This is a genomic window from Streptomyces sp. NPDC045287 (assembly GCF_056432325.1).
This window is the reverse complement of record NZ_JBWKJG010000002.1, coordinates 110,795-125,072: the sequence shown is the minus strand read 5'-3', so window position 1 is coordinate 125,072 and position 14,278 is coordinate 110,795. Positions and strand designations below refer to the sequence as shown.

The following is a 14,278-nucleotide window of genomic DNA, read 5'->3' as shown; positions in this document are numbered from 1 at the left end:
CCCCGCCCGCGCGCTCGCCGAGGACGCCGGGGCGGACCCCGGAGCGCGGGCCGCCCTCGCCGAGGCACGGACCGCCGTCCGGCTGGAGCAGGTCCGCCGCGACCCGGACCGGCTCCGGGAGTTCTTCCTGCGCCTGCCCAAGGGCGGGGACCCGCACCACCACCTCGGCGGTGCCGTCCCGACCGAGTCCCTGATCCGGTTCGCCGCCGAGGACGGGCTGTGCGTCGTGGTGCGGACCCTGACCGCCGTCCGCCCGCCGTGCGGGCCGGGCGCGCGGCCCGCCGCCGACGCCCGTACCGACCCGGTGTTCCGCACGGCGCTGCTGCGGGCCTGGTCCACGAGGACGAGTGGCGCGGGCCGCTCCGTACGATGGCCCGTCGCGAGGTGGCCGTCGAGGCGCCGCTCACCAGCAACGCCCAGGTCCTGGGCGTCACCGGCGGCGACCATCCGCTCCCCGTGTACCGGGCGCACGGCGTGCCGGTGGTGCTCGCCACGGACGACCCCGACGTGTCGAGGACGGACATCAGCCGCGAGTACGCGCGCGCCGCGACCGTCCACGGCCTCGGCTACCGGGAGGTGAAAGACCTGGCCCGCGCGTCCCTGGAGTACGCGTTCCTGCCCGGCCGCGGCCTGTGGCGGGGCGCCCCGGCGGCGGACGGCCACCGCCCGGTCCCCGAGTGCGCCGCCGTACCCCCCGGCCACGCCTCCCCCGGCGCCGCCTGCCGCCGGCTGCCGGCGGCCGACCCGAAGGCGACCGCGCAGTGGCGCCTGGAGGCGGCGTTCGCGGTGTTCGAACGGCGGTACGGCGGCTGAGGGGCCCCGGTCACAGGTGGCGGCGGACGGCGGACGCCTCGCGGGCGTACGCCTCGCGGGCCGCGACGGCCGCCTCGCGGGTGGCGACCTCCGCGACCGGCACGTCCCACCAGGCGAACGCGCCGGGCTCCGCCGGGCCGGGGGCGGCCGTCTCGACGTACACGCAGGTGGGCCGGTCGGAGGCGCGGGCCTCGGCCAGCGCCGCCCGCACCTCCCCCGCGGTGCGGGGGCGCAGGACGTCCATGCCGAGGCTGGCGGCGTTGGCGGCGAGGTCGACGGGGAGCGGGTCGCCGGTGAAGGTGCCGTCGGCGGCGCGGTGGCGGTAGGCGGTGGCGAACCGTTCGCCGCCGGTCCGCTCGGAGAGGCCGCCGATGGAGGCGTAGCCGTGGTTCTGGACGAGGACCAGGTTGAGCGGGAGCCGTTCCTGCACGGCGGTGACGATCTCGGTGGGCATCATCAGGTACGTGCCGTCGCCGACGAGGGCCCAGACGGGCGTGTCGGGCGCGGCGAGCTGCACGCCGATGGCGCCGGGGATCTCGTAGCCCATGCAGGAGTAGCCGTACTCCACGTGGTACTGGCGCGGGGAGCGGGCGCGCCACAGCTTGTGCAGGTCGCCGGGGAGGGAGCCGGCGGCGTTGACGACGACGTCCCGGTCGCCGACGACGGCGTCGAGGGCGCCGAGGAGCTGCGTCTGGGTCGGTACGGCGCCGTCGTCGGCCCGGAAGGCGGCGGAGACGACGCGTTCCCAGCGTTCTTTGCCGGTGCGGTACTCGGCCTCGTACGCGGGTGCGACGCGGTGTCCGGCGAGGGCCTCGGTGAGTGCCGCGAGGCCGGCGCGGGCGTCGGCGACGAGGGGGCGGGCGGCCATCTTGTGGGCGTCGAACGGGGTGATGCCGAGGTTGACGAACCGGACGTCGGGCCGGGCGAAGAGGGTGCCCGACGCGGTGGTGAAGTCGGTCCAGCGGGTGCCGACGCCGATCACGAGGTCGGCGGTGCGGGCGATGTCGTCGGCGGCGGCGGTGCCGGTGTGGCCGATGCCGCCGAGGTCGGCGGGGTGGTCGTGGCGCAGGGAGCCCTTGCCGGCCTGGGTGGAGGCGACGGGGATGCCGGTGGCGTCGACGAGGGCCTTCAGGGCGTCCTCGGCCTCGCTGTGGTGGACGCCGCCGCCGGCGACGAGGAGGGGGCGTTTCGCGGCGCGGATCGCGCGGGCGGCCCCGGCGAGTTCGCCGGGGTCGGGGGCGGGGCGGCGCACGGTCCAGATCCGCTCGGCGAAGAACTCCTCGGGCCAGTCGTACGCCTCGGCCTGCACGTCCTGCGGCAGGGCGAGGGTGACGGCGCCGGTCCCGGCGGGGTCCGCGAGGACCCGCATGGCGTGGAGCGCGGACGGGACGAGCGCCTCGGGGCGGGTGATCCGGTCGAAGTAGCGGGAGACGGGGCGGAGCGTGTCGTTGACGGACACGTCGGCGTGGACGGGGTGCTCCAGTTGCTGGAGCAGCGGGTCGGCGGTGCGGGTGGCGAAGTGGTCGCCGGGGAGGAGGAGGACGGGCAGCCGGTTGACGGTGGCGAGGGCGGCGCCCGTGACGAGGTTGGTGGCGCCGGGGCCGATGGAGGTGGTGACGGCCTGGGCGGAGAGCCGGTTCAGTTGCCGGGCGTAGCCGACCGCGGCGTGCACCATGGCCTGTTCGTTGCGGCCCTGGTGGAAGGGCATGGCCCGCTCCCCGACCTCCAGGAGCGCCTGGCCGACGCCGGCGACGTTGCCGTGGCCGAAGATGCCCCAGGTGCCGGCGACCAGCCGGCGGCGCACGCCGTCGCGTTCGGTGTACTGGGTCGTCAGGAAGCGCACCAGCGCCTGGGCGACGGTGAGGCGGCGGGTGGGCGGTCTCATCGGTGGCACCTCACTGCGAGGGGGCGGTGTACAGGGGGAGGCGGGGGTCGGTGGGCTGTCCGGGCCAGGTGGCGCGGATCCAGGCGTGGTCGGGGTGGTCGCGGACCAGCCAGGCGCGTTCGCCGTCGGGGCCGGCCATGACGTTGAGGTAGTACATGTCGTGTCCGGGCGCGGCGATGGACGGGCCGTGCCAGCCGTCCGGGACGAGGACGGCGTCGCCGTCGCGGACCTCGGCGAGGAGGTCGGTGCCCCGTCCCCGGCCGGACGGGGAGACCCGCTGGTAGCCGAGGCCGGGGGTGCCGCCGTGGGCGGCGATCTCGAAGTAGTAGATCTCCTCCAGCCGCGACTCCTCGCCGGGGCGGTGCTCGTCGTGTTTGTGCGGCGGGAAGGAGGACCAGTTGCCGCCGGGGGTGAGGACCTCGACGGCGATGAGCCGGTCGCAGTCGAACGTGTCGGCCGCGGCGAAGTTGTTGACCTGGCGTGAGCAGGTGCCGGTGCCGCGCAGTTCGACGGGGACGGCGGGGGCGGGGCCGTAGCGGGCCGGCAGGCGGCGCTCGCAGCGGGCTCCGGCGAGGGCGAAGCGGCCGCCGTCGCGGGAGGTGATCGTGACGTGGGCGTCGCGGGGGACGTACGCGAAGTCGGTGACGGCGCTGAACACGTCGGGGCGGCCGGTCAGGAGGAAGGTCCGCCCGTCGGCGGTGACGGCGCAGCCGCCGGAGAGCGGCAGGACGATCCACTCGCTGCCGCCGGTGTGGTACGCGTGCCGGCCGCCGGGCGGCAGGCGCAGGACGCGGAGCGCCGAGTGGTCCCAGCCGGCGGAGGCGGGGCCGACGTCGACGGTGTACGGGCCGTTCGCGGCCGTGCCGGCGGGCAGGTGGTGGCTGCTGGTCACGGTGTTCTCCTCACAGTGGTCCGGTGGTGTCCAGGAGGGCGTCCACCTCGGCGGCGGTCGGCATGGCGGAGGAGCAGGCGAGCCGGGAGGCGACGAGGGCGCCCGCGGCGTTGGCGTACCGGGTGGTCCGCTCCAGGTCCCAGCCGGCGAGCAGGCCGTGGCAGAGGGCGCCGCCGAACGCGTCGCCCGCTCCGAGTCCGTTGACCACCTCGACCTCGACGGGCGGGACTTCGGCGGTGGTGCCGTCGCGGTGGACGGCGAGGACGCCGGCGGGGCCCTGTTTGACGACGGCGAGTTCGACGCCGGTGCCGAGGAGGGCGCGGGCGCAGGCGCGGGGTTCGCGGACGCCGGTGGCGAGCTCGCACTCGTCGAGGTTGCCGACGGCGACCGTGGCGTGTCGCAGGGCCTCGGCGTAGTGGGCGCGGGCTTCGGCGGGATCGTCCCAGAGCGCGGGCCGCCAGTCGAGGTCGAGGACGGTGATGCCGGTTCCCGCCCGGGCGCGCAGGGCGGCGAGGGTGGCGGCGCGGCTGGGTTCGGCGCTCAGTCCCGTGCCGGTCGTCCACAGGACGCGGGCGGCGCGCAGGGCGCCGTGGTCGAGTTCGCCGGGGTGGATCTCCAGGTCGGGGGCCTTGGGGTAGCGGTAGAAGTAGAGGGGGAAGTGGTCGGGCGGGAAGATCTCGCAGAAGGTGACGGGGGTGGGGAGGGCGTCGACGGGGGTGACCCAGCGGTCGTCGACGCCGAACTCCCGGAGCGCCCGGCGCACGTACGCGCCGAAGGGGTCGTCGCCGGTGCGGGTGACGAGGGCGACGGACCGGCCGAGGCGGGCGGCGGCGACGGCCACGTTGGCGGCGGACCCGCCGAGGAACCTGCCGAACGTCTCGACCCGCGCCAGGGGCACGCCGGTCCGGAGGGGGTAGAGGTCGACGCCGACGCGCCCCATGGCGATCAGGTCGAAGGGCTCGCCGCGGGTCCGGCCCGCGGCGCCGGCGCCCGGTTCGACGCCGGTGTCGGTCCCGGCGGTCCCAGCGGTCCCAGCGGTCCCGGTGGTCTCGGTGGTCTCGGCCTCGGCGGGCTCGGGGTCGGTGTCGGCGGGTTCGGGCATGCGTGTCGCTCCTGGTGACGGCGGGACGGTTTCCGCGCGGCGGTGGTCGGCGTCGGCTCACTCACGCCGTTACTGCCCTCCCCCTCCGGGGGGATAAAGTCGCAGGGACGCCATTGACCCGCATGGAGAGCGATCTCACACGCCGCGGCGGGACCGTCCGCGCGAGGACGGGCCTCCCGCGGGCCCCCGGCCCCCGGCGCGCGGTGGCGGTGCGCGACGCCACCGTACGGGCGAGGGAGATGGTGGCTCCGCCCCCGGCGCGCGGTGGCGGTACGCCGGACGGGCGGACCGGGCACCGCCCGCGGCGCGGCATCGTGCCGATAGGGTCGGACCACCGTCGAACCCGCCCGTACCAGACCGCCCAGCACCGCCCGCGCCCGGGTGAAAGGACCGCGTATGGACACCGTCGGCACCCCGTCCCTCGACCGCATCAGGATCGGTTCCGCGCCGGACTCGTGGGGGGTGTGGTTCCCCGACGACCCGCGGCAGGTGCCCTGGGAGAGGTTCCTGGACGAGGTGGCCGGGGCCGGGTACGAGTGGATCGAGCTCGGCCCGTACGGCTACCTCCCGACCGACCCGGCCCGGCTCTCCGACGAGACCGCCCGGCGCGGCCTGAAGGTCTCCGCCGGCACGGTCTTCACCTCCCTGCACCGGGGCCCCGCCGTCTGGGACGCGACCTGGGAGCGGGTGAGCCGGGTCGCGGAGCTGACCCGCGCCATGGGCGCGCGGCACCTGGTGGTCATCCCCTCGTTCTGGCGGGACGACAGGACCGCCGAGGTCGTCGAACCGCCCGAGCTGACCGCCGGGCAGTGGGCGGACCTCGCCCGCGGCACGGAGCGGCTGGGCCGCGAGGTGCGGGAGCGGTACGGCCTCGGCATCGTCGTCCACCCGCACGCCGACACGCACCTCGACACGGAGGAGCACGTGGAGCGGTTCCTCGACGCGACCGATCCCGACCTGGTCTCGCTGTGCCTGGACACGGGGCACTACGCGTACTGCGGCGGCGACAGCGTCAAGCTGATCGAGACGTACGGGGAGCGCGTCGGCTACCTGCACCTCAAGCAGGTCGACCCGGCCGTCCTGGCGGAGGTCGTCGAGAACGGCGTCCCGTTCGGGCAGGCCGTGCGGCGCGGGGTGATGTGCGAGCCGCCGTCCGGCGTCCCCGCGCTCGAACCGGTGCTCGCGGCGGCGCAGCGGCTCGGCGTGGACCTGTTCGCCATCGTGGAGCAGGACATGTACCCGTGCCCGCCGGACCGGCCGCTGCCGATCGCGGTGCGCACGCGCCGGTTCCTCCGCTCCTGCGGTGCCTGACCGGCGGGCCTCCGGGGCTTCCCGGTCCCTCCGGACCTGCCGGACCCCGGGGCTCCCGGTCCCTCCGGGCCCTCCAGCCCCCAGGGCCTCCCGGTCCCTCCGGATCCAGGGCCCCCGGTCCCTGTGACCTGCCGGACCTTCCGACCTCCCGGACCTCGGGGAAGGAGACCTTCGACCATGACCCAGCGCGGAACGCTCGGCGTGGCCGTCGTCGGCGCCGGCCGGATGGGCGCCGACCACGTGCGCCGCATCGACCGGGTGATCAGCGGGGCGCGGGTGGCCGCCGTCGCGGACGTGGACGCCGAGCGGGCGAAGGCCGTCGCGGACGGTGTCGACGGCTGCGCGGCGTACACCGACCCGGCCGCCGCGATCGCCGCGCCCGGCGTGGACGCCGTGCTCGTCGCCTCCCCCGGTCCGGCGCACGAGGCGGCGCTGATGGCGGCGCTCCGGCGCGGGCTCCCGGTGCTGTGCGAGAAGCCGCTCACCCCGGACGCGGCGTCCGCGCTGCGGGTGCTGCGGGCGGAGGAGCGGCTGGGCAGGCGGCTGGTCCAGGTGGGTTTCATGCGGCGGTACGACGCCGAGTACCTGCGGCTGAAGGCGCTGCTGGACGGCGGCGGGCTGGGTCGGCCGCTGATGCTGCACCACCGGCACCGCAACGCCTCGTCGCCGCCCTGGTTCACCGGCGAGATGCTCCTCGGCGACTCGGCGGTCCACGAGGTGGACGTCACGCGGTGGCTGCTGGGCCAGGAGATCACGGCGGTGACGGTGATGCGGCCGCGGCCGTCGGGGAACGCCCCCGAGGGCGTCGACGACCCGCAGTTCGCGGTCTTCGAGACGGACGGCGGGGCGCTCGCCGACGTGGAGGTCTACGTCAACTGCCGCTTCGGGTACCAGGTGCAGGCCGAGGCGGTGTGCGAGAACGGCACCGCGCGGATCGGCGACGCGCACGGGATGCTCGTCGCCGCGGGCGGCCGGTGGGGCGGTTCGATCGCGCCGGGGTTCGTGGAGCGGTTCGAGGAGGCGTACGACCGGCAGGTGCGGGCCTGGGTGGACGCCGCCCTGCGCGGTGGGGCCACCGGCCCGAGCTGCTGGGACGGGTACGCGGCGGCGGCCGTCTGCGAGGCGGCCCTCCGGGCGCGGGCCGAGGGCCGCCGGGTGGAGGTCGGCCTGGTGGAGCGGCCGGCCCTCTACCGCTGACGTGCGCGACCGGGCACCCGGCGGGCCGGGGTCCGGCGCGTCGGGTGCCCGGAGGGCGGGTCAGTACGGGCCGTTGACGTTGTCGATGGATCCGTACCGGTCGGCGGCGTAGTTGCACGCGGCGGTGATGTTGGCGACCGGGTCGAACGGGTCCAGGGACGTGCCGGGCACGTGGTAGGCGCTGAACGTGGGGTCGATGACCTGGAGGAGCCCCTTGGAGGGCGTCCCGGCGGCGGCGTTGGAGTCCCAGTTGTTGATGGCGAGCGGATTGCCGGAGGACTCGCGCATGACGTTGCGGTGAATTCCGTCGTAGGTTCCCGGAATTCCGTGCTGGGCCATGATGTCCAGCGATTCCTTGATCCAGCCGTCGAGGTTGTCGGCGTACGTCTTCACCGCGACGGGGGTGACGACGGCGCGGGCCTCGGAGCGGTCGGCGCGGGCCGGTTCGGAACGCTCCGCCGAAGCCGCCGCCGCGGCGCCGACGGTGAGCTTCAGACCGGGCCGGATGTGTGACGGGTCGTCACCGATGGCCTTCTTGTTGTCCTCGTACAGCTTCTTCCAGCCGCCGCTCACGGAATGCTCGCCGGCGATACCGGAAAGGGTGTCGCCGACGGTCACGGTGTACGTCACGGGCTTGGCGGCCTGGACGGCGGCGGCCGGCGCGACGACGGCCACGGCGGGCGCCGCGACCGGTGCGGCGGAGGCGGTGGCGGCGCCGGTCAGGGGCAGGGCGAGGGCGGCCCCGCCGGTACTCGCGACGACGAGCCCGCGGCTGAGGCGGCTGTTCTTGGGGCGACGGTGCTTACCCTGTGCGGGCATGGGGATTTTCCTCTCCGACGCCTGCGAGGTGAGCTGTCGGGTTCGGGCGGGAGATGCCCGGCCGCAGTCTCCCGCGACTTCACCCCTAGCCGCTCCGGACACCGGACCGGCGACTTACCTGGTTCCCCCGCTCCTGCCGAGCGCGCGTGTGTGGGTGCTGGAATCCGGAAGGCGGCAGGATTCGGCGTTCCCTCCGGAATGACGGTGACCGTAAACGAAATCCGCCGGGAGGAACAAGGGCGGGAATTCCGGCCGATGATCCATTGCAGCCCCGTTCGGCGGTGAATTCCGTGCCCCCGCGCGGCGTCCGGGGAATTCCGCCGTCCGCCCGCCGTGACCGACATCACGGTTTTCGCCTCCCGCCCACCCCCTACCACCCCACCACAAAAAGGAGGTAAGTAGTCCATATTAAATTAATACCCTCAAATGGTAATAAGCCGGACATGTACCCCGGATCGGCTCCGTACGGGTGCTTGGAGCACCTGGAACGGCGAGTGCGATTGCGCTTCCCATCCGAACGCCGAAGGTGTGAGTGGCAGATATCGACTGAAAAGGGGTAAAAGTGCATAAGAGATCGATGAGGACGTCACCGCGTCGGACCCTGGCGGCCGCGGCCGTGCTGTTGGGTCTGACGGCGGTCGCGGCGCCGGTCCCCGCGCCTGCGGCACCGGCGCCGCAGGGCGCGTCCTCCGCCTCCGCCCCCGGCTCCGTCATCGCCGACTGGGCGCGACTGACGGCGGAGGTCGTGGACCCCGAGAACCGTCTGATCTCGCCGGAGAAGGCCCTGTGGCACGCCCTCGTCTCGGCGGGCATGTACAACGCGGTGGTCGGGATCGAGGGCCGGTACGAGCCGTACCGCTGGAACGGACGGGCGCCTCGTACGGCGTCGTCCGTGGCCGCCGCCGCGACCGCCGCCCACGACGTGCTGCGGCACTACTTCCCGCAGGCGGCGGCCCGACTGAGGGCCGCCCACGCCGCCTCGCTCGCCGCGGTGCCGGACGGGTGGGCGGAGAAGGCGGGGGTGGCGTTCGGCCACCGCGCGGCCACCCACGTCATCGCGTTGCGGAAGAACGACGGCCACGGCGCCCGGGTCGCCTTCCCGGCCTCCCCCGCCCCCGGGGTGTGGCGCCCCACACCGACGGCGTACCGCCCCTTCGCCACCGCGTGGCTGGCACGGCTGCGCCCACTGCTCATGGACCGGCCCGACCGGTTCCGTCCCGGGCCGCCGCCCGCGCTGCCGTCCGCCCGCTACGCCGCCGACCTGAACGAGGTGAAGGCGTACGGCGCGAAGGACAGCCCGGTGCGGAGCCGGTGGCAGACCGACACCGCGCGGTTCTTCGTCGACCTCGACCTGCAGGGCGCCCTGGCCGACCGCGCCGCGCGGAACGGCCTCGACCTGGTCGACACGGCACGCCTGTTCGCCGCCGTCAACACCGTCCAGATCGACGCGACGATCGCCGCGTGGGACGCCAAGCTGCACTACGGCACCTGGCGGCCCATCACCGCGATCCGCGAGGCCGACCGCGACAACAACCCCCGCACCCAGGCCGACCCGGCGTGGGAGCCGCTCCTGGAGACCCCCTCGCACCCCGACTACCTCAGTGGCCACACCACCACCACCGGCGCCTTGGCCCGGACGTTGACGCTGCTGTCCGGCAGCCCGTTCCTCGACCTGCGCATCACGTCGGCCTTCGCGAAGGAGACCCGGTACTACGCCTCCGCCCACGAGTACAACCGGGACGTCGTGAACGCTCGCACCTGGGCGGGCATCCACACCCGTACGGCGAACACGGTCGGCACGCGGACGGGCGAGCGGGTCGCCGCCTGGGCGCTCGCCCGCCACTTCCGCCCGCTGACCGACCAGCCCGCCGACCGACCGGCCGACCGACCGACCCGCTGACCGGCCGGCCCGCCGACCGACCCGCCGGCCGGCCGGCTGACCGGCCGGCCGCGGGCGGCGGCGCACCGGGCCTGACGATCCGTCAGAGGACGGCGTCGAACCCGTCCCAGTGCTGGGCGACCTGGACGCGCGACCGGAACGGCGCCGCCGCGTTCCCGGTGCCCGTGTACTGCCACAGGACACCGGCCGTGTCGCGGGCGAGCAGCTCCGGGTGGCCGTCCGCCGTGACGTCGCCGTACGCGACGAGCACGTCGTAGATGTTCCAGCCGGTGCCGATCTGGCGGCGGGCCTGGAGCGGGGCGTTGCCGTCGCCGGTGCCCTGGTAGAGCCAGAGCGCGCCGGAGCCGTCGCGGGCGATCAGGTCGGCCTTCCGGTCACCGGTGACGTCGAGGCCACCGGTGAGGGAGGTGTAGATGTTCCAGCCGGTGCCGGCCTGGCGACGGGCCTCGAAGGGCCGCGCCGGGTCGCCCGTGCCCCGGTACAGCCAGAGCACGCCCGACCCGTCCACGGCGAGCAGGTCGTGCCGGCCGTCACCGGTCAGGTCGCCGGCGCCGCGGATCGACCGGTACGCGCCCCAGCCGGAGCCGACCCGCACCGGGGGCTCGAAGGAGGTGCGTCCCCCGCCGGCGAGCCGGTGGTACCAGAGCACGCCGGACGCGTCGCGCGCCACCACGTCGCCGCCGCGGCCGCGGACGTCGATCGGCGCGAGCTTGGTGAGGCGGTCGTACTGGCCCCAGTTCACACCGAGGTCCTTGCCCCACTCGACGTCCAGCGCCGACCCCTCCCCTTCGTAGGAGCCGTACGCGCGCATGTCGCCGCTCCGGTCGCGGGCGAGGACGTCCCAGTCCATCGGCACGGCGCTGACGCCGGCCACGTCGAACCGGCCGGCGGCGGTGGCGTCGGCCGCCCCGGACGCGGGGGCGAAGCGGGCGTCGACGGCGACGTGCCAGGAGGGCACGGAGGCGGACGCGGAGACCCGGTAGGTGAGCGTGTGCCGGCCCGCCGGCAGTTCGCAGCTCACCTTTTCGAGGAGCAGGGCGGACCCGGGGTACGTGCACGGCTGCTCCACGCCGTCCGGGGCGCCGACGGTGAGGCCGATGGACCACTCGTCGCGCATGCCCCAGGGTCGCTGGTCGTCGGCGGTCTGGAAGCCGAGGGTCAGTACGCCGCCCTCCGCCGCGTCGACCGTCACCGTGTGGACGGCCTGACCGCCCGCGGCGACGCCGGGCGTGGTGAGGACGACCGGGCCGTTGGCGCCGTCCGCGGCGTGCGCCGCCGTCCCACTCGCCCCCGCCACTCCCGTGGCCAGCAGCGCCCCGGCCGCTCCCAGGGCGCCCAGCCGGCGCCGCCCTCCGCGCAGGATCTTCCGCATACCGCGGTCCCTCCCCTAATCCTCGTACGTGGTGTACTCGATGCCGTCGACGCGTTCGACGCGGCCGACGTATTTTCGAACACTACCCGCACGGAAAGGGGTGGGTGGCGGGTCGTCAGGCGGCGGGGGCCAGTTCGACCAGGCCGAACAGGAGGGCGTAGCCCCGGGGCAGGCCGGCGAGGATCCGCCGCGTGAGGGCGTCACCCACGTGCGCGCCGACGACGCTCAGGACCGTGGAGGTGGCCCAACGGGCCTCGGCGGGGGTGAGCGGCGCGAGGGCGCGGGCGACGCGCTCGACGAACTCGGGCGCGGCGACGGGCTCCGTGACCGGGATCTGGGCGGCGAGGAGGGCGCCGGCCTCGGCGGGCAGGACCCGTACCAGTTCGCAGCGTTCGTCGCCGATGACGTGGCCGCCCAGCACCGTCAGCACGGCCCGCAGGACGCGTTCCGCCTCCGCGTCGGAGTCGTAGCGGCCGGCGGTGCGGATGCGGTCCACGAGTTCCTGCCACGTCATGCTGGAAAGCCTTTCCTCCCCGGTCGCGCCCGTGGGCGGCCGTGTGTCGTCTGTGGTGGTCAGGCCGCCCGCGGGCGGCCGAAGAGAAGGTCGTACCCCGGAGGGAGCTGGAGCAGGACGCGGCGCATGAGGTCGTCGCCCGCGGCATCGGCGACCACGCTCAGCACGGCGCCGACGTCCCACTTGGCGGTCTCCTCGGTGGCTCCCTCGATCCACGCCGCGGTGGCGCGGACGAACCGCTCCGGGGAGAGGGGCTCGGCGGCCTGGAGGGGGTTGAGCAGGATCAGCTCGAAGGTCTCCGGCAGCCGGGCGGCCAGTTCCGCCCGCACCTCTCCGACGAGGTGCGCGCCGAGCAGCGCCAGGACGACCCTGGCGGCGCGCTCCGCCTCCTGCGGTGACGCGTACTCGCCGCGGTCCTGGACGGCGTCCAGGAACGGCTCCCATCTCATCTGCATCGCGCGTCCTTTCCGGCCTGCGGAGGGCGGATTCCTCCGCCCTCCGTCCGCGCTGCGAGCGGGGTCCGATCAGCCGCCGAGCTCCTTGCGCGAGCCGTCGCCTGCGGCACTGATGGCGATCTTGCGCGGCTTGGCGCGTTCGGCGATCGGGATGCGCAGGGTCAGGACACCCGCGTCGTAGTCGCCCTTGATGTTCTCCACATCGAGGGTATCGGCCAGCATCACCTGGCGGGAGAACACGCCCAGGGGACGCTCGGACAGCTCCATCTGCACGCCCTCGGCCTTCGCCTGCGGCCTGCGTTCGGCCTTCACCGTCAGCATGTTCCGCTCGACGTCGACGTCGATGGCGTCCGGGTCCACGCCGGGCAGGTCGAAGGCGATCACGTACTCGTCGCCTTCGCGGTACGCGTCCATCGGCATCGCGGTGGGCCGCGACCACGTCCCCGACGCGCCCAGCAGCCTCTGGGCGATCCGGTCGAACTCCTGGAACGGATCGGTGCGCATCAACATCGTGAACCACCTCCACTGGCTCGGACGCTCCATGCCAATGCGGTCACCTGTGTCCTGTTGTAACATGTCATCGGAACGATGACAATCCCCTCCGTCATCTAAGTGATGACAATGCCCTTCGTCATCGAAAGAATGACAATCCCCCGCGTCATCGGACCGATGACCACTGGTTCCCGTGGAGGAGGCCCTGTGAGCGAAGCCGAGCAGCCGACGCCGCACTCACCGGCCCCCGGCTCCCTCGTCGCCGCCGCGACCGCGCTGAGCGCGATCGACGAGGCGATCCGCACGGCGCACGGCGCCCCGGCGGGCGAGGGGGGGAGCGGACCGCAGGTCCCCCCGCCCGGCACGGAGGACGCCCTCGCGGCCCTGCTCCTGCTCAGGGAGGTGCGGCGGCGGCTGGCGGACTGGGAGCCCGCGCTCATCGAGGCGGCCCGCTCGGCCGGCGCCAGCTGGGCCGACCTCGCCGGTCCGCTCGGCGTGGCCAGCCGGCAGGCGGCCGAGCGCCGCTACCTGCGCCTGCGGCCCGGCGGCGGCCACGGCACGACGGGCGACCAGCGCGTCAAGGCGACCCGCGACCGGCGGGCCGCCGACCGCTCGGTGAGCGCGTGGGCCCGGCGCAACGCCGCGGACCTGCGGCAGCTCGCCGGGCAGATCACGGCGCTCGACGACCTCGCCCGGCAGGCCCGGTCGCCGATCGGCCGGCTCACCGAGGCGCTCGCCGGGGACGACGCGGCCGGCCTCATCGGCCCGCTCGCCGCCACCGGCCCGCACCTGCGGGGCCGGCACCCGGAGCTGGCCGCGCGGGTCGAGGACGTGGCGCGGCGGACGGACGAGCTGCGCCGGGCCAGCGACCACGACCGGCGCTCCCTCGGCTGACCCCCGCGGGTTCCGCCTGAGGAGGGACGGGGGTACGGACCGCTGCGAGGTGATGACCGTGGCGACAGGGCAGGACGCGGGCGGCGTCCGGCGCGACCCCTACGCGGTGCTGGGGGTGGCGCCGACGGCGTCGGCCGAGCAGATCGCCTCCGCGTACCGCGGGCTCGTCCGCGCGCTGCACCCGGACGGCGCCCCGGGCCGGGGCGAGGCGGAGCGCCGGGCGTCCGCCGGACGGTTCGACGAGGTGGTCGCCGCGTACCGGGTGCTGCGCGACCCGGCGCGACGTGCGGCGTACGACGACGGCCGCCGCGCGCACGACGCCCGGCGGCGGCCCCGCCCCGCCCCCGCCGTGCGGGTGGAGCCCCGCCGGGAGGCCCCGGCGCACGGCGGCGGGCTGCTGTGGGTGGGGCCGGTCCGGGTACGACCGCCGCGGTGGGACCCGGGCCGCGCGCGGCCCCGTGACGCCGGGGACGCACCGGGGTACGGGCCCGGCGGGTAGCGGCGACCGGCACAGGCCCGACCGCCGCCCCGGCCGGGGCCCCGTGGACGCCCCGGCCAAAGGCGGCGGTCGGGGCGTCGGCCACTCGGGTGGCCGTGTGCCGCAACCGCCTGTGCCGCGCGTGCGGGGCCCC

The 14,278-nt window shown here is 75.3% G+C and carries 14 protein-coding genes and 1 riboswitch; of the genes, 6 read left to right on the top strand and 8 right to left on the bottom strand.

The genetic code is table 11. The features are described from left to right. The first annotated feature begins 369 nt into the window (after positions 1–369). A complete protein-coding gene (locus AC07D6_RS03805) occupies positions 370–813 on the top strand; it encodes a hypothetical protein (RefSeq protein WP_479041731.1) in 444 nt (147 codons plus the stop codon). A 10-nt stretch (positions 814–823) separates the two neighbouring features. Here the strand turns inward: AC07D6_RS03805 and iolD are convergent, their stop codons facing one another. The 3 genes from iolD to iolC are packed head-to-tail and all read right to left on the bottom strand — an operon-like array spanning position 824 to position 4,530. Beyond that, entirely contained in the window at positions 824–2,698 is a 1,875-nt protein-coding gene (gene iolD / locus AC07D6_RS03800) for a 3D-(3,5/4)-trihydroxycyclohexane-1,2-dione acylhydrolase (decyclizing) (RefSeq protein ID WP_479041729.1), read from the bottom strand. A 10-nt stretch (positions 2,699–2,708) separates the two neighbouring features. Beyond that, positions 2,709–3,590, bottom strand: coding sequence for a 5-deoxy-glucuronate isomerase (gene iolB, locus AC07D6_RS03795; protein WP_315878996.1), 882 nt, complete (start codon positions 3,588–3,590; stop codon positions 2,709–2,711). Positions 3,591–3,600: 10 nt separating this feature from the next. After that, positions 3,601–4,530 carry a 5-dehydro-2-deoxygluconokinase gene (iolC, locus tag AC07D6_RS03790; RefSeq protein WP_479042315.1) on the bottom strand — a complete coding sequence of 310 codons (930 nt, stop codon included), beginning with the start codon at positions 4,528–4,530 and terminating at the stop codon, positions 3,601–3,603. A gap of 558 nt (positions 4,531–5,088) precedes the next feature. Here iolC and AC07D6_RS03785 point away from each other — a divergent pair. Next, on the top strand, positions 5,089–6,003 hold the full coding sequence (locus AC07D6_RS03785) for a sugar phosphate isomerase/epimerase family protein (protein ID WP_315878994.1): 915 nt from the start codon (positions 5,089–5,091) through the stop codon (positions 6,001–6,003). Between the two features lie 177 nt (positions 6,004–6,180). Then, positions 6,181–7,200: a Gfo/Idh/MocA family protein gene (locus AC07D6_RS03780; RefSeq protein ID WP_479041726.1), complete on the top strand. Its 1,020-nt coding sequence runs from the start codon at positions 6,181–6,183 to the stop codon at positions 7,198–7,200. A 60-nt stretch (positions 7,201–7,260) separates the two neighbouring features. Here the strand turns inward: AC07D6_RS03780 and AC07D6_RS03775 are convergent, their stop codons facing one another. Continuing rightward, positions 7,261–8,019, bottom strand: coding sequence for a LysM peptidoglycan-binding domain-containing protein (locus AC07D6_RS03775; RefSeq protein ID WP_479041724.1), 759 nt, complete (start codon positions 8,017–8,019; stop codon positions 7,261–7,263). 3 nt (positions 8,020–8,022) lie between these two features. After that, positions 8,023–8,186, bottom strand: a riboswitch (cyclic di-AMP (ydaO/yuaA leader). Between the two features lie 410 nt (positions 8,187–8,596). Between AC07D6_RS03775 and AC07D6_RS03770 the strand changes: the two genes are divergently transcribed. Next, positions 8,597–9,919 carry a vanadium-dependent haloperoxidase gene (locus tag AC07D6_RS03770; protein WP_479041722.1) on the top strand — a complete coding sequence of 441 codons (1,323 nt, stop codon included), beginning with the start codon at positions 8,597–8,599 and terminating at the stop codon, positions 9,917–9,919. An 82-nt stretch (positions 9,920–10,001) separates the two neighbouring features. On the opposite strand, the gene AC07D6_RS03765 is transcribed toward AC07D6_RS03770, so the two are convergent. The 4 genes from AC07D6_RS03765 to AC07D6_RS03750 form a co-directional block, all read right to left on the bottom strand. Further along, the gene (locus tag AC07D6_RS03765) at positions 10,002–11,291 is read right to left on the bottom strand and encodes an FG-GAP repeat domain-containing protein (RefSeq protein WP_479041720.1); all 1,290 of its coding nucleotides are present in this window, start codon (positions 11,289–11,291) and stop codon (positions 10,002–10,004) included. A 115-nt stretch (positions 11,292–11,406) separates the two neighbouring features. Beyond that, positions 11,407–11,805, bottom strand: a complete 399-nt coding sequence (locus AC07D6_RS03760; protein WP_479041718.1) for a DUF2267 domain-containing protein — start codon at positions 11,803–11,805, stop codon at positions 11,407–11,409. A 59-nt stretch (positions 11,806–11,864) separates the two neighbouring features. Beyond that, on the bottom strand, positions 11,865–12,260 hold the full coding sequence (locus tag AC07D6_RS03755) for a DUF2267 domain-containing protein (RefSeq protein ID WP_315878988.1): 396 nt from the start codon (positions 12,258–12,260) through the stop codon (positions 11,865–11,867). 69 nt (positions 12,261–12,329) lie between these two features. Continuing rightward, positions 12,330–12,770 carry an Hsp20/alpha crystallin family protein gene (locus AC07D6_RS03750; protein WP_315879059.1) on the bottom strand — a complete coding sequence of 147 codons (441 nt, stop codon included), beginning with the start codon at positions 12,768–12,770 and terminating at the stop codon, positions 12,330–12,332. Positions 12,771–12,959: 189 nt separating this feature from the next. Here AC07D6_RS03750 and AC07D6_RS03745 point away from each other — a divergent pair, with 189 nt between their 5' ends. Next, complete coding sequence (locus AC07D6_RS03745; RefSeq protein ID WP_315878987.1) at positions 12,960–13,646, top strand: type III effector protein; 687 nt, start codon at positions 12,960–12,962, stop codon at positions 13,644–13,646. 58 nt (positions 13,647–13,704) lie between these two features. Beyond that, complete coding sequence (locus AC07D6_RS03740; RefSeq protein ID WP_315878986.1) at positions 13,705–14,145, top strand: J domain-containing protein; 441 nt, start codon at positions 13,705–13,707, stop codon at positions 14,143–14,145. The last annotated feature ends 133 nt before the right edge of the window (positions 14,146–14,278 follow it).